At 46.0% G+C, this 18,251-nt stretch carries 24 protein-coding genes; 3 read left to right on the forward strand and 21 right to left on the reverse strand.

Features of this window, described 5'->3' with window-relative positions; translation table 11 throughout:
- Positions 1 to 47 precede the first annotated feature (47 nt).
- The 7 genes from ftsL to ACY2IG_RS11435 form a co-directional block, all read right to left on the reverse strand.
- Positions 48 to 434 (reverse strand): cell division protein FtsL, encoded by a 387-nt coding sequence (ftsL, locus tag ACY2IG_RS11405; protein WP_023468808.1) that lies wholly within the window; start codon positions 432 to 434, stop codon positions 48 to 50.
- A gap of 13 nt (positions 435 to 447) precedes the next feature.
- Complete coding sequence (gene rsmH, locus ACY2IG_RS11410; RefSeq protein ID WP_056062348.1) at positions 448 to 1,386, reverse strand: 16S rRNA (cytosine(1402)-N(4))-methyltransferase RsmH; 939 nt, start codon at positions 1,384 to 1,386, stop codon at positions 448 to 450.
- A gap of 161 nt (positions 1,387 to 1,547) precedes the next feature.
- Positions 1,548 to 3,110 carry a bacillithiol biosynthesis cysteine-adding enzyme BshC gene (bshC, locus tag ACY2IG_RS11415; protein WP_290751560.1) on the reverse strand — a complete coding sequence of 521 codons (1,563 nt, stop codon included), beginning with the start codon at positions 3,108 to 3,110 and terminating at the stop codon, positions 1,548 to 1,550.
- 29 nt (positions 3,111 to 3,139) lie between these two features.
- Entirely contained in the window at positions 3,140 to 3,496 is a 357-nt protein-coding gene (locus tag ACY2IG_RS11420; RefSeq protein ID WP_035406782.1) for a DUF3397 family protein, read from the reverse strand.
- On the reverse strand, positions 3,493 to 4,302 hold the full coding sequence (locus ACY2IG_RS11425; protein ID WP_035409503.1) for a ketopantoate reductase family protein: 810 nt from the start codon (positions 4,300 to 4,302) through the stop codon (positions 3,493 to 3,495). The genes ACY2IG_RS11420 and ACY2IG_RS11425 overlap by 4 nt, the downstream gene beginning before the upstream one ends.
- Positions 4,303 to 4,386: 84 nt before the next feature.
- The gene (gene rpmF, locus ACY2IG_RS11430; protein ID WP_012370841.1) at positions 4,387 to 4,560 is read right to left on the reverse strand and encodes a 50S ribosomal protein L32; all 174 of its coding nucleotides are present in this window, start codon (positions 4,558 to 4,560) and stop codon (positions 4,387 to 4,389) included.
- 46 nt (positions 4,561 to 4,606) lie between these two features.
- On the reverse strand, positions 4,607 to 5,116 hold the full coding sequence (locus ACY2IG_RS11435; RefSeq protein WP_230088521.1) for a YceD family protein: 510 nt from the start codon (positions 5,114 to 5,116) through the stop codon (positions 4,607 to 4,609).
- Between the two features lie 170 nt (positions 5,117 to 5,286).
- On the opposite strand from ACY2IG_RS11435, the gene ACY2IG_RS11440 reads away from it, so the two are divergent.
- Positions 5,287 to 6,438, forward strand: a complete 1,152-nt coding sequence (locus ACY2IG_RS11440; RefSeq protein ID WP_462617941.1) for a tRNA(Met) cytidine acetate ligase — start codon at positions 5,287 to 5,289, stop codon at positions 6,436 to 6,438.
- Here the strand turns inward: ACY2IG_RS11440 and ACY2IG_RS11445 are convergent.
- Genes ACY2IG_RS11445 through ACY2IG_RS11465 form a run of 5 tightly spaced genes read right to left on the reverse strand, consistent with a single transcriptional unit; the run spans position 6,411 to position 9,247 of the window.
- A complete protein-coding gene (locus tag ACY2IG_RS11445) occupies positions 6,411 to 7,409 on the reverse strand; it encodes a SepM family pheromone-processing serine protease (protein WP_290751570.1) in 999 nt (332 codons plus the stop codon). The genes ACY2IG_RS11440 and ACY2IG_RS11445 overlap by 28 nt on opposite strands.
- On the reverse strand, positions 7,406 to 7,900 hold the full coding sequence (gene coaD / locus ACY2IG_RS11450) for a pantetheine-phosphate adenylyltransferase (RefSeq protein WP_056062364.1): 495 nt from the start codon (positions 7,898 to 7,900) through the stop codon (positions 7,406 to 7,408). The genes ACY2IG_RS11445 and coaD overlap by 4 nt, the downstream gene beginning before the upstream one ends.
- The gene (gene rsmD / locus ACY2IG_RS11455) at positions 7,897 to 8,469 is read right to left on the reverse strand and encodes a 16S rRNA (guanine(966)-N(2))-methyltransferase RsmD (RefSeq protein WP_035406771.1); all 573 of its coding nucleotides are present in this window, start codon (positions 8,467 to 8,469) and stop codon (positions 7,897 to 7,899) included. The genes coaD and rsmD overlap by 4 nt, the downstream gene beginning before the upstream one ends.
- A gap of 55 nt (positions 8,470 to 8,524) precedes the next feature.
- Positions 8,525 to 8,782, reverse strand: a complete 258-nt coding sequence (locus ACY2IG_RS11460) for a YlbG family protein (RefSeq protein ID WP_035406768.1) — start codon at positions 8,780 to 8,782, stop codon at positions 8,525 to 8,527.
- A 24-nt stretch (positions 8,783 to 8,806) separates the two neighbouring features.
- Positions 8,807 to 9,247 (reverse strand): YlbF/YmcA family competence regulator, encoded by a 441-nt coding sequence (locus tag ACY2IG_RS11465; protein WP_035406766.1) that lies wholly within the window; start codon positions 9,245 to 9,247, stop codon positions 8,807 to 8,809.
- A 122-nt stretch (positions 9,248 to 9,369) separates the two neighbouring features.
- On the opposite strand from ACY2IG_RS11465, the gene ACY2IG_RS11470 reads away from it, so the two are divergent.
- Together ACY2IG_RS11470 and ACY2IG_RS11475 are read left to right on the forward strand one after the other, a co-directional pair.
- A complete protein-coding gene (locus ACY2IG_RS11470) occupies positions 9,370 to 10,116 on the forward strand; it encodes an ATP-grasp domain-containing protein (RefSeq protein WP_290782775.1) in 747 nt (248 codons plus the stop codon).
- A 110-nt stretch (positions 10,117 to 10,226) separates the two neighbouring features.
- Entirely contained in the window at positions 10,227 to 10,577 is a 351-nt protein-coding gene (locus tag ACY2IG_RS11475; RefSeq protein WP_035406760.1) for a YugN family protein, read from the forward strand.
- A 143-nt stretch (positions 10,578 to 10,720) separates the two neighbouring features.
- On the opposite strand, the gene ACY2IG_RS11480 is transcribed toward ACY2IG_RS11475, so the two are convergent.
- The 9 genes from ACY2IG_RS11480 to cyoE all read right to left on the reverse strand — a co-directional run bounded on the left by ACY2IG_RS11480 (position 10,721) and on the right by cyoE (position 18,014).
- Positions 10,721 to 10,978, reverse strand: a complete 258-nt coding sequence (locus ACY2IG_RS11480; RefSeq protein WP_035406757.1) for a hypothetical protein — start codon at positions 10,976 to 10,978, stop codon at positions 10,721 to 10,723.
- Between the two features lie 6 nt (positions 10,979 to 10,984).
- Positions 10,985 to 11,590, reverse strand: a complete 606-nt coding sequence (locus tag ACY2IG_RS11485) for an SCO family protein (protein WP_462617942.1) — start codon at positions 11,588 to 11,590, stop codon at positions 10,985 to 10,987.
- Positions 11,591 to 11,602: 12 nt separating this feature from the next.
- Positions 11,603 to 12,064: a DUF420 domain-containing protein gene (locus tag ACY2IG_RS11490; protein WP_290751586.1), complete on the reverse strand. Its 462-nt coding sequence runs from the start codon at positions 12,062 to 12,064 to the stop codon at positions 11,603 to 11,605.
- An 18-nt stretch (positions 12,065 to 12,082) separates the two neighbouring features.
- The gene (ctaG, locus tag ACY2IG_RS11495; protein WP_462617943.1) at positions 12,083 to 12,988 is read right to left on the reverse strand and encodes a cytochrome c oxidase assembly factor CtaG; all 906 of its coding nucleotides are present in this window, start codon (positions 12,986 to 12,988) and stop codon (positions 12,083 to 12,085) included.
- A 131-nt stretch (positions 12,989 to 13,119) separates the two neighbouring features.
- Complete coding sequence (locus tag ACY2IG_RS11500; protein ID WP_035406746.1) at positions 13,120 to 13,449, reverse strand: cytochrome C oxidase subunit IV family protein; 330 nt, start codon at positions 13,447 to 13,449, stop codon at positions 13,120 to 13,122.
- A 1-nt stretch (position 13,450) separates the two neighbouring features.
- Positions 13,451 to 14,080: a cytochrome c oxidase subunit 3 gene (locus ACY2IG_RS11505; protein ID WP_035406743.1), complete on the reverse strand. Its 630-nt coding sequence runs from the start codon at positions 14,078 to 14,080 to the stop codon at positions 13,451 to 13,453.
- A gap of 1 nt (position 14,081) precedes the next feature.
- Positions 14,082 to 15,950 (reverse strand): cytochrome c oxidase subunit I, encoded by a 1,869-nt coding sequence (gene ctaD / locus ACY2IG_RS11510; RefSeq protein WP_052018991.1) that lies wholly within the window; start codon positions 15,948 to 15,950, stop codon positions 14,082 to 14,084.
- Positions 15,951 to 15,985: 35 nt separating this feature from the next.
- Positions 15,986 to 17,017, reverse strand: coding sequence for a cytochrome c oxidase subunit II (coxB, locus tag ACY2IG_RS11515; RefSeq protein WP_081780348.1), 1,032 nt, complete (start codon positions 17,015 to 17,017; stop codon positions 15,986 to 15,988).
- A gap of 64 nt (positions 17,018 to 17,081) precedes the next feature.
- A complete protein-coding gene (gene cyoE / locus ACY2IG_RS11520; RefSeq protein ID WP_035406737.1) occupies positions 17,082 to 18,014 on the reverse strand; it encodes a heme o synthase in 933 nt (310 codons plus the stop codon).
- Between the last annotated feature and the right edge of the window lie 237 nt (positions 18,015 to 18,251).

Here is an 18,251-nt window from a genome sequence, read left to right on the forward strand (position 1 = left end):
TATCACCATGATAAAGGCTACTCTCCAACGGGATTTTTTCAGTGGATTCATTTAGGAATCACCTTGATGTTCCCTTTACGCATATCAAGACCCTGTTCTTTTGCAATCTTATAAATCCGTTCCGGAGAGCTTAAGTTCGTGACCTCTAGTTGTAAACGTTCATTTTCTTTTTTGAGTGACTGTGTGACTTGGTTTTCTTTCGCTAAGTCACGACTGACATTGTACGCCTCGTTGTGCGTACTGATCGTCAAACTCCCAAATAACACAAGACCACCAATCATCGCACTGTATAAGAATTTTTCAAAGGGATACAAGCGATACTTCGGACGGACGGCGACGCGACGTGCGATATCTTCCGTCTTCCGTGGTTCCTGAACAGGTTGTTGACGAACGGGTTGAACCGTTTGGACCGATTTACGAAGTGGTTCTGCCATTGGAATGCTCCTCTCAAGATTCTTTCATTTTTTCAGCGATTCGTAATTTTGCCGATCGAGCGCGACGATTATCATCCAGCTCTTCGACACCAGCTGTAATCGGCTTGCGTGTGACGAGTCGGAGTTCGGGCTCCATCTCGACCGGTATCATCGGCAATCCCGGTGGAAGCTCGGGTAGTGATGATTTTTCTTTGATCGCCTGTTTACACATGCGATCTTCAAGTGAATGGAACGTAATGACACATAAACGTCCACCAACCCGTAATACATCAATTGCTTGGTGTACCGCACGGTCAAAGACGTTCAATTCGTCATTGACGGCAATTCGGATCGCTTGGAACGTCCGTTTCGCAGGGTGACCACCTTTACGTCGTGCTGGTGCTGGAATCGCATCCTTGATCAATTCGACGAGTTCGAACGTCGTCTCAATCGGTTGCTCTTCCCGCGCTTTTTCGATTTTGCGTGCAATTTGTTTTGAGAACTTCTCTTCCCCGTATGTAAAGAAGATACGTACGAGATCATTGTAAGACCATTCATTGACGACTTCGTAGGCAGAAAGTGGAGAAGATTGATCCATGCGCATGTCGAGACGTGCATCGTGATTGTAACTAAATCCCCGTTCCCCTTCGTCTAATTGTGGTGAAGAGACACCAAGATCGAATAAGATACCGTCTACTTTCTCGACGCCATGTGCTGCTAATTGCTCTTTTAGATAAGCAAAATTACTCTTTATTAAAGTAAAGCGACCTTCATACGCCGCGAGACGTTCTGCTGCATGAGCAAGGGCGACATCATCTTGATCAAATGCGTATAGATGACCTGTCGTCAGTTGTTTGACGATCTCTTCGCTATGTCCTGCTCCACCTAATGTACAATCGACGTAAATACCGTCGGGTTTAATCGCGAGTCCTTCGATTGACTCCCATTTCAATACCGTTTCATGCTCAAACATGTCCTGCCTCACCTTTCACTGTCCTTGAAGGACGTTACTCTTTTTCAATGTATCACATTCTCTCATGAAAACGTTACGAAAATGAGACAGTTTCCTTGATTTATTTAACTTTTGTGTAATTTTCGCTAAAAAATCAAAAAAACCTGCTTGTTTCAGCAGGTTTAAAGGAAAATTTTCAGTTGTTCAGCCGCATTTGCCTCATAAGCGTTCCTTAAGTCCCGAACAAAATCAGGACCATGATGATTCAACCACGGTAAGATGGAGTGAATCCTTTCTTGTGGCGCTCCATCCGGTAGCAAATGATAGGCCGTTTCTTTATACTGTCGCGTCTGTCGATCAAATTGACGTCGATCTTCTGCTAACAAACTAGCAATCGATTGTTCGAGTTGTTTCTTGATTTTCTCACTCTTACTCGAAGTTCGCAGTAGCTGATGTTCGAGCGAAAGAAACTCGGAGACGAAGCTATCTTTCAGCATCGCTGCCGTCTGCAGGCGCCCTGTCATCTGCTCTTCCGAATAGACGGGAATCGGAACGCCTGACCGGACGATCTCTTCGAGTGATACGTCGAGTTTCATAAGCCGTTTTTCATCGCTATGACGCACGAGTAATCCGCCCATACGAGGGATCAATAACGGCATCGTCCACTTCAGATGGTGAAACAGTGGGCGTAAGCGCGTCCAGTAAGCTAATTCTCCCGGTCCACCAATGTAGGCAAGCGTCGGGAACAGATAATCCTGCATCAATGGTCGGGTCACGACACTGTTTGAGAATCGTTCCGGACTGGCGTACAGTAACGCGATTAATTCAAGTTCTGTATACTGCTTCCCTTGTTTCGTCTCAAATCCGCTTGCTGTCGGATAAAGCAACTGACGACCGTGATCATCGATGAAAAGATGCGCGGCCTCCTCGTTCAAGAATGTGTCGGGTAATTCTTTCGTCTGTGTTATTCCGTCCGTCAATGCCTGTCTGAATTCCGCATTGTCTTGAATCAACCGTTCAAAAAACGGAATCTCGAGTTCACGGACAGGATGTGTATCAGCATCAAAGAAGACGATATCGAAATCGATCAATTCGCCGATTAATTGTGAGAAAAACATGCCATACGATGTACATTCTTCAACGAGTTGTTTCAGCCGCGCAACTAATCGTTTCGTGTGGATCGTCTCCGGCATTGCCCGGAACGTTTCTTCAATGATTTCTAGAAGTGCCGGCTGATCAAAAGACAAGCGACTGACCGAGCGGGCAATCGTTTCCGCAGGGGCGACTGCGATTTTTCGCGTTTGAAAATCTGCTGTCGGAACATAAACATGATTGATCTCATCAAAATCGTGATCTTCGGTCGCGAGCCAAAAAATTGGAACGACAGGGCGATCAAGTGTCGCTTCCGCCTGCTGCGCGACCTTAAGACAGGTCAACAGTTTATAGATGGCATATAATGGTCCGCCAAAGATGCCGGTTTGTTGCCCTGTGACCACAGCTTGTGCCTCACCTGTACGAAGTTTCGCGACACGCTCCCGCAATCGCTCCGTCATATTTGGATTTTGGCGTTCGAGTTCGTCCGTTAGCGCCGCAAGATGCGGATAGTGACGCTCTTCAAGTAAGCGGCTTCTCGACGCTAAACCACTCGTTCCGAGGTGATCGACATATGTTAAGAATTCTTCTCGTGAAGCACGATGCATCAGCGAGTTGTCATCATATAAGGCTTCAAATGGTTGTACCTTCAAACAAAATCCCTTCTTTCTTACCTAACTCGTCAGCTGATGAACAGTTGACGTATACCGAGCACGAACAACACGAAATGAACGGGTAACGCTAGCAAGATGATGATCCGCCAACTGTGCCGAATCATTTGTCTTAAATCGACATCAAGTTGCCGAATCCGTTGCCAGAGCGCGTTCAACGCAAACACTACCAACACGACGATGACGATCCATCCTAAGTAATTTGTTCCGGTCAAGGCAATCAATGCGACATGAATGGCATATAGAACAATGAATGTCCCAACGTCGAGTGCGAATCGGACTGCCTTCCCGTGTTTTCGAAACAGAAGTAAAAAGATGAGATACAACGCAAGTAGGCTGAATAAAGGAAAAATGATGAAGACCGTCACTGCGGACCCTCCCTCTGTTTGATCTGTTCATAATAAAAAGATAAACGTGGCGTCGCAGTCGTCGCCTGACGTAACGCGTATCCAAGTATCGGTTCCACTTCTGTTTGGCGTCCTTGCTCAAGATCTCGTAACATCGAAGAACGATTTTTACTCGTGTTCTCCATGATTCGCTCGATTTCGGAATAAGTAATGCTATGATTCGGAAAAATCGTCTGCATTTCGTCAAATAATTGACGTGCTTCTTGTCGATAAGGCATTTCTAACAAGGATCCATTCTCAACACCGTAATATGCCGTCACTGGATTGATGACGACGTTGATGAACAGTTTCGTCAATAAGACCGCTTCCATATCCGACTCGAATTCAAAACGGAGCTGTATTGACGACAAGTTCGAAATTTCTTGATTTCCATATCGAATACGTCCTTGTCCAGTATGCCTGACTTCAAACGGCGCAGTGCGCATGGCTCCATGTTCGACGACACCGAATAAGACTTGCGGCAATTGCTCTTTCCATTTCAAATGATCCATTCCATTTTGCAGGAACATGACGGGACACGTCAGCCGTTTGAGGAATGGAATCACACTTTTTATATCATACGACTTTGTCGCTACAAACACCAAGTCTTCTGACTCGAGTCGATCAATCTTCCGGATTCGTACAAGTCGACTTGCCTGTCCATCGCGAATGATCGAACGTTCCTCTTCTTGTTCTTGTCGAGTATAGAGCGTGACTGCATGCTCTTCCGATAAATAAGAGGCAAGCAATAAACCGATGGCTCCCGCGCCAATGATTCCAACGTTCATCTTCATCATTTCCCCTTTCATGAAAAAAGCGACCCCAAAACCGATTTCTCGATTCGAAGGTCGCTTTTATACCGATCAATCAGCTTACTTGCTGACGATTTCTTTACCTTTGTACGAGCCACATGCTTTACAAACACGGTGTGAAAGTTTCATTTCACCACAGTTTGGGCACTCGACCATACCTGGTACACGGAGTTTGAAATGAGTACGGCGAAGACGTTTGCGTGTTTTCGACGTTCTGCGGAATGGTACTGCCATCGTTGTCCACCTCCTTGAAAAAATACACTCGCCTTTACTTCAGAAATCAGGAATCCTGATCTTTTTTAAAGAACTGAGCGAGACCCGCGAGTCGCGGATCGATTTTTGGTTCGGTTTCCTCTGGATCCTCTTCAGAAAGAATCGTCCAGCCTTCCCCCTCAACCAACTGATTCTCTTCATCATCCCCATGCACTTGCACTGGCACATGAAGTAAAATCAATTCTTGCACGAGCGGTCGAAGATCGACCGTATTCCCGATCGGCACGTTGATGTCATCTGCTTCGTTCGAAACAGCATCAACCTCGAGCAGGAATGGCTCGATGGATTCAATCTCGAATGGATAAGCGACGTCATTTAGCGTCCGGGCATCCGGAAGCGTCATTTCGCCGGTAATCCGGAGATTGAATATTAATTGATTCGATGTAAACGATGCATTTGCACGAACGTGCACAGGTTGCACCGCCCGGATATCCGGATGGAGGGCGACTAGCTCATTGAGCTCGATCGTCTCGTTAACCTGAAGTTGACCCAGATTGCGCAATTTATTCAATTGCATCAGGGACCATTTCATCCGAATCACCTCAATTGCAACAATATGAATTATAGAGAGGACATCTTGTTTTGTCAATGTTTTTTCTTTACACTGAAATCGCTAGAGAACGAACACTTTGGACGTCTTTATCCATATTACCGCACTTAATTCGGTTTGCAAAGGAGAAAGTTTTCATGAGGATGACAGCTATCATTTCAGAGTACAATCCGTTTCATAATGGACACTATTATCAAGCGACGACAGCACGACGGGAAACGGATGCCGACGTCATCGTCGCCATCATGAGCGGGACGTTCATGCAACGTGGTGAGCCCGCTTTTACAGACAAATGGACACGTGCTCAAGCAGCAGTCGCAAGTGGTGCCGTTGATCTCGTTCTTGAACTCCCCTTTTATTTTGCCGTCCAACGCGCAGATCGGTTTGCGCTCGGTGGGGTGACGATCGCTGAGACGATTGGTTGTGAGTCACTTTCGTTCGGAAGCGAATGTGGAGACATCCATCCCTTTTTGCATGCGGCATCGGAACAAATTGAAGAGACTCTTGCATATAAGCAAGCGTTACGTGACGGATTAACAGCTGGTCTTTCTTCTGCTCGCGCTGCTAGTCAAGCGTTCAAGAGTGTCTCACAGACGCTTGATTTGACACAACCGAACAATACACTTGGTTATTATTATGCTCGCGCCGCGAAGACCGTTTCGCTTCATACGACAAAACGAATTGGAAGTGGCTATCATGACCTATCAACCGGAGCTATCATGAGCGCCACTGCGATACGCGCCCATTACCAGACGCACGGTCAGCTGCTCGCACTTCCCGAACAGACGGAGGACGTCCTGACAAACGCTTCTTTCGCTCATTTTTCGCACTATTATCCATGGATTCGACAACGCCTATTGACGACTCCCGTATCTGAATTGATACGAATCGCCGGAATTGATGCTTCACTAGCTCCTCGTCTCATCGAAGGTGCCAAACAAGCAGAGACGTTCGATTTCTTTTTAAATCACGTCAAAACACGTCGTTATACGCGTACAAGCCTGCAGCGTGCCATTGTCTATCTGTTGACTTCAACGACAACGGAAGAGGTCGCACGGATTGATTATGATCATGTTGATTTCGTTCGCCCCCTCGCTTTTTCAGAACAAGGACGACTGGCACTTAAGAGTATCAAAACGCGTGTCCCTGTTTTAAGTACGTTCACGAGCCATCCTTGGCTAACAAAAGAAAGCCAAGTGACAGCTGCATACGCACTGCCCTTGGCTCGCTACGACGCGTTGCTCGAACACCGTCGTTTTCCTTATTTCGCTGGAAGTTCTTCCAAATAATCAATCGCATCTTCAACTGTCTTGATCGGAACGAGCTTCATGTTCGTTCCGAGTTTTTTAATGGATGGTTTTGCTTCTTTGTAGTTCTCTCCTGCTGGTACGAACATGATTTCTGCTTCTGCCTCGTCAGCAGCGACTACCTTTTGCCACGCACCACCGATCGGTCCAACTTTACCGCCTTCTTCAATCGTTCCTGTACCGGCAATCTTATGTCCTTTCGCCAAATCACCCGGCGTCAATTGATCATAGATTTCAAGCGTGAACATCATTCCTGCAGAAGGACCACCGACATCCTCGATCTGAAACTTAATAGCGGGGTCTGTCGTTACGTTTGAGATCGGTAATGGTTCATAAATACCAAGTCCGACACGTTTGACTTCTTTCGACAACTGATCCACTCGAATCGTCGTCTTCTTGACTTCCGATTTACGCGTGAACTGAATTGGAACGGCTGTTTTTGCTTTTTTCGATTGAATCGTCTTCATGAAGCCATCAAATGACGTAATCGATTTCCCATCGACGCCCGTGATCCGGTCTCCAGCTTTCAGTTTCCCTTCGGCTGGACCACCTGGAATGACACCGGACACATAGACCCCTTTAAAGTCGATATCGACCTTTTTATCAGCTAGTTCATAGGCCTCGATCGTCGCATTATGTTGTGCTTCTTCCATGTATAGTTTCTGACGTGTTTCATACTGTGCATCTGACTCTCCGTCGTACAAATAATCACTTACGCTCGACGTTTCGGAAAACGGTAGGAAGAGGCTTTCTACGAGGAAGTAAGGGGTTGCTCGACGTTGGGCGATCGTCAGCATCATCAAATCGCCTGGCTCCTTGTCACCCCCAGACACATCAATCAAATCTTCAGTCGATGTCGCATCACCTGGATAGGAGATAAAATACGGAAGTGGCACGAAAAACACGAGCAAGGCAGCAATGACCGCTGCTAAGGCGGGTTTCCAAGCTTTCATCGCAGTTCTCCTCTCGTATATCTCTGACGTAGCGCCTCTTCGACGGAAGATGGCACGAGATCAACGACGGAAGCACCGTATTTGGCCGCTTCCTTGACGATCGAAGAACTTAAGAAGGAATACTGGTTATTCGTCATCATGAACAGTGTCTCGATTTGATCGTTCATCTTTTTGTTGATGGATGCGACCTGCATTTCATACTCAAAGTCCGAGACCGCCCGTAGACCACGGACGATCGCGGTTGCGCCGACTTCCGCTGCGTAATCGACGAGCAAACCATTGAAGGAATCGACCTTGATATGTGGTAGATGCGACGTCACATCTGCAATCAACTCCATCCGTTCCTCAACAGAAAAGAGCGGTTGCTTCGAAGAATTGTTCAATACGGCAACGATGATCTCATCAAAAATCGGAACAGCCCGTTCAATGATGTCTAAATGTCCGTTCGTGATTGGATCAAAGCTCCCTGGGCAAATGGCGATTCGTTTCATACGTGGTCTTCCTCCGCTTCCATAAATTCATATAACGTGATTGAGATGACAGCGGAATAACGAAGTCGACGAACGACCTCTAGCCGTCCGATCCGGTCCGGTAATACAACAGCAGAGTCATGTTCACACACGATGACACCATTGTCTGTCAGCATGTCGTGTTGCTCTATGTACGTGACGTGTTCCGTCAGTCGTTCTTTTGCATAGGGAGGGTCTAAATAAATTAATTTAAATGGCTTTTCGGAGGCTAGTTCCGTCAAGGCGATCGTAACGTCTTTTTTCAACACACGTGCTTGATCCGTATAGTGCGTCGTCTGCAAGTTATCTTGAATGGTCTGAATGGCTTTATGGTGTTGGTCGACGAATACCGCCTCATCGCATCCTCTCGAAAGAGACTCGATGCCAAGACCACCACTACCCGCAAACAGATCAAGCGCTCGTCCTCCATTGAAATAGGGACCGATGACGTTGAACAACGATTCTTTTACTTTATCCGTCGTCGGTCGTGTCTGATCCCCTGGTACTGCTTTTAGCCGCGTTCCTTTCCGTTCCCCTGAAATGACTCGCATTTCCTTCATTCCTTTCAACAAAGAAGCGACGAGGATGTCCTCATCGCTCCTTGGATTATGCTTCTTCTTGCATTTTACCTTTTTTATTCGCGAACGTCTCCGTGATGAACGGTCGTTCTGAACGTTTGATCGATTCGACGAACGGAAGAGTCGAAATGACTTCCATCACCTGTTCATGCTGATCTAAATCGACATACAGATGCACGTATCGTTCACGTTTAGACGTAAAGTAGACGTTCCCGTAACGGCGTAATTGACGGGATGCTTTCATCGCATTGACATAGACGATGAGTCCCACTCGTTCCTTGATCACGCCAGCCTACCCCCTTCATCTTCATTATCCGCTACAACTGCAACTTCCACCGGTCGAACAGCCTCCGGCACATCCTTGGTCAAAGAATGGATTCCCCGTTGGTACTTTGATTTGCGGTGATACTTCACCAGCGAGTTTCAGACTAATTTGTCCAAGTAGCGTCTCGAGTTGTTTTTCTGCTTTTTTAAACTGCGCGACTTCCTCTTGTAGATCAAGTCGACGTTTGACTTCATGGACCTTTTTTGTGATCGTCTGATAGTCCGGATGGTACCGTCCAAATCGTTGCACGAGCTCGTAATCTTCTTTGACTTGATGAAAGTCTCGAATGACGGACTGTGCCTCCACTGACTCTTGCTGTGCTTGTTTCGCACATCTATATGCTTGCCCCGTTTCACTTTGAGCGAGAGATCGAATGAGGTCTTCCGCTGCGTTGATGAGGTCAATCGTCTTATCGGTATATATCACAACGAATCTCCTCCTTAACTTTACCATCTTATCATAACATTTCTCTCCCTCCTAGCCCGTTGAATTGTGTATAATTTGTTCAGAAGGAAGGAATGAACTTTATGCAACTGCTCTCTTTTAATATGTTCCGGACGATTGGAATCAAGACGGAACATGCCAAATCAGATTATCACTTTGATTCCTTGAAAAAGATTGAACAGGCGGATGTCGTCTTGTTCCCGGAATACTGGCAAATCCACTCGATCATCTATGGAATGAAGAAGCCGATTTTTCCATCTGCCGCTACGTTCCACCTAGGTCATGACAAAATCGAGATGACTCGGATTTTTCAGACCGTCATTCCGGACAATATCCCTCGGACAGGCATCTACGGGAAAAATGAGTTCACGGTCGATCGAGTCTTACGTGAATTTTCGTTTCCGTTCGTCGCTAAGACAGTCCGTAGCTCGATGGGGCAAGGTGTTCATCTCATCAAAAATGAAGCGGACTGGAAGAAATACACGGATACACACGAGACGTTCTACATCCAAGAGTACATTCCGAACGAAAAGGATTTACGTGTCGTCGTTGTCGGTGATCAAGTCCTCGCGGCATATTGGCGCGTCGGTGGTGCACAGTTCTTAAATAACGTCGCTCAAGGTGGCGTCCTTGATTTCGATGATGTGCCTCAAGGTGCAATTGATTTCGTGCTCGCGCTTGCGAAACAGCTTGATATCGATCACGCTGGTTTTGATCTTATCATCCGCGACGGACAATGGTACGTTCTCGAGTTCAACGTCTTCTTTGGTGGTGAAGGACTCAATCATCTCGGTATTCATGCACCAGATACGATCCTTGAGTACGTTGAACGAAAATACGGAAGTTCATGAATTCTTCAAAATGACTTCACAACTTTTACGTCATCGTTTCATTCATTATGGTATGATAGTTTGGAAAGACTAGTATCTACTAGCAAACTGGGGTATAGGGGGATTCAAACATGAAGTTTGAACAATATGGCATCGAAGGCAAGGAACTGAAGTTCGGTCTTCTTGAAACAATTATGGATCATCACCGTTTCGTTCGCGAAGGACAATGGGATTACGAACGTGCGATGTACGACATGAAATACGAAAAACAATCAACAGGCGAAGTATTCTATCTCCGTGTTCCAGTCTATGCGATCCAAGGTGAGATCGAAGACCGTCACGCTGTCGTCCGTATGATGACACCACTTTTAGGGAAACATTACTATCCACACGGCGTCGAGTATGATGAGACGTTCCCACCGGAAATCGTCAAGGACTGCGAACGTCGTTTAGCAGCACTGCTTGAAACACTTGAAAAATAAGCTACACGTAGAGGTTCCAATCGGGACCTCTATTTTTTTCGGTCTTTTTTCCAATAAAAAAGCCGATGACTTCGTACTACTTATGAAGTCATCGGCTCATTACCTATCTGTATAGTGATTGCGCAGCGTTCGTGTGTTTTATCTTAGCGCGTGACGAATTGTACGTAAGATACGACGTCATCGCCGAGTTGAATCTTAAGTTGTTGACGTACATGTTGATAGAGCGCATGCAGTGACGTCGCTGAGACATCCACTTTTACACTAAAAGCAATCTCTTCCCAGTCCATCCGTTTAATCCGATAGTGTCGAACCCCGTAATCTTCGATCGTACAAGCGAGTAACTCCTCGATTGCTTGAACAGAGACGATCACATCTCCTTGCATGTAATCTTCATAAGTCATCTTCCTTCACTCCTTTGCTAGTTGTGTGACTGAAGACATGACTTCTTCCAAGTCGACTGGTTCGTCCGGTGTCTTTGCCATCGAAGAGATTGCCCGAACTTTGTTCTCACGGTCTAAAATAAACATTTGCGTCCCGTGTGTCACTAAGCCGCTTTCTGCTTTTGAATAATAGAAGTTCAACTGACGTGTCAGACGATCGATGACGACTGGGTCTCCTGTCAGTACTCTCCATCCTTCAGCATCTGCTTCGAAGTTGGAAGCATACGTTTTTAAGACTTTCGGTGTATCGACTTTCGGATCGACTGTCACTGCAACGAGCTCGACGTCACTTCCATATAGCTCTTCGCTACGAAGCTTTTTCTCTAGTTTCCGATAATCATTTAGCGTCAACGGACAAATATCAGGACAGTTCGAATAGAAGAATGTCAATACCTTGATCTTTCCATCTTCCGAGTTAAACGACTTACCGTTCACGGCGTTCGTTAATTCAAATGGTGTCGGCTCAGCGATAACAGGCAATTTTTCTTTCATGAAGAAATAATAATATCCCCCGGCTGCCGCAACTAAGATGAGGACAACGGCAGCAACCGTCAAGTAACTATTTTTTTTCAAGTTGGCTCCCCCTTAATGACTCCAGATCGCCCGGAATACGTTCGTCGTCTCACCAGGATCGTAGACGACATATAATAGACAATAGACAATGACGCCGGTGATTGCCGTCAAAAACCAAATGATCGAAGCAACTGGTCCGATTTTACGATGACGCGCAAAGTTCTTCTTATAGGCATGATAGAGCGCCATCAATCCAAGCACCCCACCGGATGTCGCAAGTAGGATGTGGAAAATCAAGAATCCTGTGTAATATGGCTTGACGGATGCAGGACCACCAAAAGCGGTATTGCCAAGTAGAATCGTCCGTAAGGCGTACATAATGAAAAACAGTAAAGCGAGTGCAGCAGCGATTGTCATCACGGTTTGGTGAGCTTTCATGTTGCGACGTGTCTGAGCAATCAAGAACCAGCCAATCGCTACGAAAATCGCACTGATGACAATCAGCGATACACAAATCAACGGCAAATAACTCATGTTCCAACTTCCTCCAATTTAATCCGCTTTTGGTGTGAAGGACATGCCTTCATCCACGGCAGTACTTTTCGAACGGCGTACCCATGTAAAGAAGGTCAATCCGAAGAATAGACCGTATACGAGTTCTTGACCGAGCTTCATCAGGACACCACCGAAGCGTTGATCCTCTAGTAAGTCATCAGTCGTTCCAAGCAATCGTTCCAGATTCAACCCGCTCAAATCATTGTTCGGCATACAGTAAGCGAGTACTTTCGCGAACGTCGCTGGATCCTGATACGCTTGATACTGGAAACTTTGACTAAAGATCATGAACGCACAAGCAGGTGTCAATAAGACACCGTTCGCGACGATATAGACCATCTTCTTCAGGTCAGACAAACTATCGTTTTCGTTGACGGGTGCAATGATCGGATACCACATCGTCATGCTCAAGAAAATAAGTGTTCCATGGAACAGACGGTGAATGGTATAGTTCGTCAGGACATAATCAAAAATAAATGGCATATGATAAAACGTAAACAAGGCATTAAAGACGACGAGTGCAATCAACGGCTTGACGAAGAAACGAAGAATCTTCCCAAGATACGGTATATTGAACAAGCGCTTATAAAGCCACTCTGGTAGTGCAATCAACAAGAGCGGCGGTGCGACCATATAGACGAATACCATCTGCAACATATGTGCAGAGAAGGTGATATGCGCTAGCAGGTCTAACGGACTTCCAAAACCGATGTAAAAAACGACCAATGCCGCGAGCATCGAAAATTTTTGTCCGAGCGTTGTTTCCGGCTCGTCCGGACGACGCAGCTTTTCTGTCACGACAGCATATAGGATATACAATCCAACGAGTATCAACGCATAATACGGACTCCATAAGACAGTCCATTCGAATTGCGAAAGTGCTCCCCTTAAATTGCCTAACATATTTCTTCACCCCGTTCCTTTCTCTTACAAACTAAGATTACCGTTCCCCTATTTCATTGTAAAGGTTTCTCATAAAACGATTCCAAAATAAAAGACCATCCTGCTAAACGTTAGCAGAATGGTCACATTTCTTACCAGATTAACAGACGGAGCGTTGCGACGATCGTCAAGGCGACGAATATACCAAGACCCATCATAACTTTGATCCATGTGTTGCCTTTATTGTTCATGTGCATGAACATATAAAGCTGGAGATAAACTTGAACGATTGCCATGATGATCAAGAATCCACCAGCTGCCCAGTGAGGCATGAGATCTGCCATGACTGCACCGAAAGCGATGAGCGTCAAGAAAATCATGAGTGCGAAACTGATGAGTTGCAGTTGAGTCTCACGACCACGTTCTGCTTTCATTTCGAGTTCGACTTGATTGCGTGTTAATTGCGGTTCGTGTTTTTCCATCTTATTTCACCATCCCCATGAGGTAGACGACTGAGAAGATAAAGACCCAGACGACGTCAATGAAGTGCCAGTAAAGACTTGAAACATAATACTTCGGCGCGTTCACGACTGTAATGCCACGATTCCAGTTCCGGATCAACAATGTCGAGATCCAAAGAAGACCAAATAAGACGTGTCCACCGTGGAACCCAACGAGTGTATAGAAGGCAGAACCAAATGCACTCGACGTAAACGTATGACCGATGTGGTAGTAGTGATTGAACTCATAGATCTCACCACTTAAGAATCCAAGACCGAGAAGTAATGTGATGATGAGCCAAAGCTTCATCTTTTTCACATCGTTACGTTTCATTGCCATCATTGCAAGAACGCTTGTCAACGAACTTGTCAAGAGGAGCATCGTCATGATGAAGACGAGACCCATTTCGAAGATGTCATAACTGCGTAGACCTTCTTTAGCACCGGAGTTATGAAGTCCGATGTATGTTCCGAAGAGAGAGGCGAACAAAGTCGTCTCTCCTCCAAGGAAGAACCAGAAGGCTACATATTTATTCTTACCCTCAAGTGTTGCTTTTTCAACATGATCCGGAATACCCGTGATCGGGTTGTTTGGTACTGAATGATGACCCATCTTACTTCGCCTCCTTTTCTGCTTCAAGGCGTAGATCTTCTTCGACGACTGATTTCGGGATGTAGTATCCTTCATCGTCGATCCAAGAACGGAAGAACATCGCGATGAATGTCATCGCAAGACCGATCAAGGCAATGACCAGACCGACAGTACCGTAATCTAGGCGAAGAATGAATCCAAGACCTGCAAGGAACAGACCGACTGACATAACGAACGGCAAGATCGAGTTGTTCGGCATGTGGATATCACCGACTTCTTCCGAAACAGAGACTGTTTTGTTACCTGCCATTTTTTCGAGCCAGTACGTATCTAAACCTTTGACGAGTGGAATTTGTGCGAAGTTGTATTCTGGAGTTGGAACAGGAAGTGTCCACTCAAGCGTACGTCCATCGCCCCATACGTCGCGTTTTACATATTCTTTTGACATCAATGCGGCAACGATCGAGATGACGAGAATGATCGTCGACACACCCATGAAAGCTGCACCGATTGAAGAAAGTAAGTTCATTGTTTCCCAGCCTTGGTTTGGCAAGTACGTGAAGACACGACGTGGCATACCTGTAAGACCAAGAATATGTTGTGGGAAGAATGTCAAATGGAAGCCGATGAAGAACAACCAGAATTGAATTTTACCCCAGAACTCGTTGAGTTGTTTCCCGAACATGAGTGGGAACCAGTAGTAAAGACCTGCGAAGAGACCAAAGACGACCCCACCAACGATAACGTAGTGGAAGTGGGCAACGACGAAATAACTGTCGTGGTACTGATAATCGGCAGGTGCTACTGAAAGCATGACCCCTGTCATACCACCAACAAGGAATGATGGAATGAAGGCGACCGAATAAAGCATCGCGACTGGGAACGTCAACTTCCCGCCCCATAGCGTAAAGAGCCAGTTGAAGATCTTGACCCCTGTCGGTACAGCGATCGCCATCGTCGCTACTGCGAAGATCGCGTTCGCAACCGGACCGAGACCGACTGTGAACATGTGGTGAACCCATACCATGAATCCGAGGAAACCGATCAACATCGTCGCAAAGACCATCGTCGTGTATCCGAAGAGACGTTTACGAGCAAACGTAGGGATGATTTCAGAGAAGATACCGAATGCCGGTAAAATCAAGATGTAAACTTCCGGGTGACCGAAGATCCAGAAGAGGTGTTCCCAGATGACGATGTTCCCGCCCGCTGCCGGGTCAAAGAAATGCGCTCCGAAGAGTCGCTCGAACGTCAAGAGGAACAATCCAACCGTAAGTGGTGGGAATGCGAAAACGATCAAGGCAGAAGCAACGAATGCTGTCCATGTGAAGAGCGGCATCCGCATCAGTTTCATACCTGGTGCACGCATGTTCAAAATCGTAACGAGGAAGTTGATCCCCCCCATAAGTGTACCGAAACCAGAAATCTGTAACCCGAGTGAGTAGAAGTCAACACCAAGCGACTCTGGTACTGTCGAGAGTGGTGCGTAAGCTGTCCAACCTGCGTTTGGCGCAGCGCCGAAGAACCATGAAAGGTTCAGTAAGACTCCACCAAAGAAGAACAACCAAAAACCAAGTGCATTTAAGAATGGGAACGCAACATCGCGTGCTCCGATTTGAAGCGGTACTGCTGCGTTCATGTAACCGATCAACATCGGCATCGCTGCCAAGAAGATCATCGTCGTACCGTGCATCGTGATCAATTGGTTAAAAAGTTCACCGCTGACGAAATCGTTCATCGGTTTAATCAATTGAAAACGAATCATTAGGGCTTCTACGCCACCAACTAGAAGGAAGAACAATCCAGAGATGATGTAGAGAATCCCGATTTTCTTATGGTCGACTGTCGTTAGCCAGTCCATGATGCCGCTTTTTTTCTGCGGCATACCCATAGTATGTGTCCCCACTATGATTCCCCCTTAAAAAATTATTGGAGCTTTTTGTCCAATAGATAATCTGCCAATTCGCTCAATTCTTCATCGCTGATCTTATCTTCAGAGAATCCAGGCATTTTTGTACCTTGTTTCTCTTTTTGTGGATCGCGAATCCATTTTTCGAGGTTTTCTTTATCATGCTTGAGGTAACCCGCGATACGCTGACGATCACCGAAGTTCGTCAAGCTAGGTGCGACTTTCCCGCCGCCATGACAGCTGAGACAGTTCTGGGCGTAGACTTGCTCACCAGTCGTCCAGTTCTTTTCATTCTTTTTATCAAGCTGTTTTGTTTCTGCTTCTTTTGCAGATTTCATGTCTTTCAACCATTTGTCGTAGTCATCCTGCTCCATCGCAACGACTTTAAAGTCCATCAATGCGTGAGAAGGACCACACAACTCGGCACATTTACCGTAGTACGTGCCTGCTTCTTTTGCTTGTAACCACATTTCGTTATCAAGACCTGGGTTTGTATCTGTCTTACCAGAAAGAGCCGGTACCCAGAATGAGTGAATGACGTCTTTAGACGTCAAGTTAACCGCAACACGTTTACCGACTGGGATGACAAGTTCTTGTCCTGTCGAAACACCTTTGTCTGGATATTCGAATTCCCACCAGTAAAGGTTCGCTGTAACGTTGATTTGTTCGTTTTTCTTCGCTTCTTTTGCATCCGCAAGTTCAACCGTTGTTTTGATCGTCGGAATTGCAAGAACGATCAAGAGAAGGATCGGAATAACTGTCCAGATGATTTCAAGCGTGTGGTTCCCTTCGACTTGCTTCGGAACCGTGTTATCACCTGATTTACGACGGAATTTCATAAGTACGTAAATATAAATGACGGCTACGATCGCAAGGACGAACAACATGACCCACAAGCTAAGCTTGATGATCTCAAGTTGCATTTCAGCGCCTTCTCCGCGAGGCTGTAGCGCAGACAATTCCGGAATTCCACAACCTGATAACATGAGTGCCATCAAGCCGATTGGAAGAAGCCGGAAGAGCATTTTTACTGATTTTTTCACAACCATCCCCACTTTCTTTGTCCCCAATTTTGTCTTTCGTAATGGTGTACGTGAATTATGTCAAATCGTTTTAGAAAGAAACGAGTACGACCGTCACGATCCAAGCCGTGAAATAAAACAGTGAGAAGAAGAACATCTTCGACGCCCATTTGATTTCGGCTTGTTCATCTTGGATCTTCAGACCTTTCAGTCCCATATAGAGCCAATATCCACCGAGCAATGCCATGACGATCATGTAGATGATGCCATAGTGTGCTAAGAGGAGTGATGATGGAATAAGTACTGCAATCCACCATACAATTTGTCGTTTCGTGATCGCGAATCCGTTTACGACAGGTAACATCGGGATACCTGCTGCCCGATACTCCTCTGTCCGTCGCATTGCGAGTGCGAGGAAATGTGGTGGTTGCCACACGAACATGATGAGGAATAAAATCCACGCATCAATGTGAAGCGTCGGAGTGACTGCCGCAAATCCAATGATTGGTGGCACAGCTCCTGATATACCACCTACGACTGTATTGATCGTGTGTGTTCGCTTTAACCACATCGTATAAATCACGACGTAAACGAATGATCCGATCAATCCGAACACTGCCGCCACATGGTTGACGATCAACAACAATACCGTACCGGTCGCAAGAATCCCGAGTCCTAGCGCGAGTATTCGCTGTCCATCCATCTTCCCAGTAACGCTTGGTCTTCCCATCGTCCGTTCCATCTTATAATCGATGTCCCGGTCAATGTAGTTATTGAGGTAGCAACTTCCGGCAATGACTAATCCACTCCCGAGAAGCGTCCACAGTAACATCCACTTGGTTTGCCATAGATACAATAGGACATCATCCGTTATGTACGATGCCGCTACGACATACCCTGCGAAGACCGTAATCAGATTGGCACGGACGATCCCCATTTTTGCTAGGGTGATATAGTCCTTGAATGTGGGCTGATCCGCCTGCTCGATTGCCATATCCAGTGCCTCTCCAGTAACTTTCGCCATGCTGTTCCCTCCTTTTCACCATCTGCTTCCGTGTAGCACCTAGGCTTCACGTAATTTCTTCACAGAAATAACACAGACATGCCACGAAACGTCCTTTTCTCTATAAAAGATACCACATATTTAGGACCGTGACGTATGAAAATACTTTCGACATAATGAACAAAATGTGAAATCTATGTGATTTTCATCACAGTTCACCATATTTACCTAATACTAGAATAGCGTTGTTCTAAAAGA

The sequence above is a fragment of the Exiguobacterium sp. EF_C8 genome (genome assembly GCF_054956715.1).

Bases quoted from the DNA above. Each gene is read 5' to 3' on its own strand.
- ftsL (WP_023468808.1), bottom strand. From the start codon at position 434: ATGGCAGAACCACTTCGTAAATCGGTCCAAACGGTTCAACCCGTTCGT.
- rsmH (WP_056062348.1), bottom strand. From the start codon at position 1,386: ATGTTTGAGCATGAAACGGTATTGAAATGGGAGTCAATCGAAGGACTC.
- ACY2IG_RS11425 (WP_035409503.1), bottom strand. From the start codon at position 4,302: ATGAACGTTGGAATCATTGGCGCGGGAGCCATCGGTTTATTGCTTGCC.
- rpmF (WP_012370841.1), bottom strand. From the start codon at position 4,560: ATGGCAGTACCATTCCGCAGAACGTCGAAAACACGCAAACGTCTTCGC.
- ACY2IG_RS11435 (WP_230088521.1), bottom strand. From the start codon at position 5,116: ATGCAATTGAATAAATTGCGCAATCTGGGTCAACTTCAGGTTAACGAG.
- ACY2IG_RS11440 (WP_462617941.1), top strand. From the start codon at position 5,287: ATGAGGATGACAGCTATCATTTCAGAGTACAATCCGTTTCATAATGGA.
- ACY2IG_RS11445 (WP_290751570.1), bottom strand. From the start codon at position 7,409: ATGAAAGCTTGGAAACCCGCCTTAGCAGCGGTCATTGCTGCCTTGCTC.
- coaD (WP_056062364.1), bottom strand. From the start codon at position 7,900: ATGAAACGAATCGCCATTTGCCCAGGGAGCTTTGATCCAATCACGAAC.
- rsmD (WP_035406771.1), bottom strand. From the start codon at position 8,469: ATGCGAGTCATTTCAGGGGAACGGAAAGGAACGCGGCTAAAAGCAGTA.
- ACY2IG_RS11470 (WP_290782775.1), top strand. From the start codon at position 9,370: ATGTTCCGGACGATTGGAATCAAGACGGAACATGCCAAATCAGATTAT.
- ACY2IG_RS11475 (WP_035406760.1), top strand. From the start codon at position 10,227: ATGAAGTTTGAACAATATGGCATCGAAGGCAAGGAACTGAAGTTCGGT.
- ACY2IG_RS11480 (WP_035406757.1), bottom strand. From the start codon at position 10,978: ATGACTTATGAAGATTACATGCAAGGAGATGTGATCGTCTCTGTTCAA.
- ACY2IG_RS11490 (WP_290751586.1), bottom strand. From the start codon at position 12,064: ATGAGTTATTTGCCGTTGATTTGTGTATCGCTGATTGTCATCAGTGCG.
- ctaG (WP_462617943.1), bottom strand. From the start codon at position 12,988: ATGTTAGGCAATTTAAGGGGAGCACTTTCGCAATTCGAATGGACTGTC.
- ACY2IG_RS11500 (WP_035406746.1), bottom strand. From the start codon at position 13,449: ATGGAAAAACACGAACCGCAATTAACACGCAATCAAGTCGAACTCGAA.
- ACY2IG_RS11505 (WP_035406743.1), bottom strand. From the start codon at position 14,080: ATGGGTCATCATTCAGTACCAAACAACCCGATCACGGGTATTCCGGAT.
- ctaD (WP_052018991.1), bottom strand. From the start codon at position 15,950: ATGGGTATGCCGCAGAAAAAAAGCGGCATCATGGACTGGCTAACGACA.
- coxB (WP_081780348.1), bottom strand. From the start codon at position 17,017: ATGGTTGTGAAAAAATCAGTAAAAATGCTCTTCCGGCTTCTTCCAATC.
- cyoE (WP_035406737.1), bottom strand. From the start codon at position 18,014: ATGGCGAAAGTTACTGGAGAGGCACTGGATATGGCAATCGAGCAGGCG.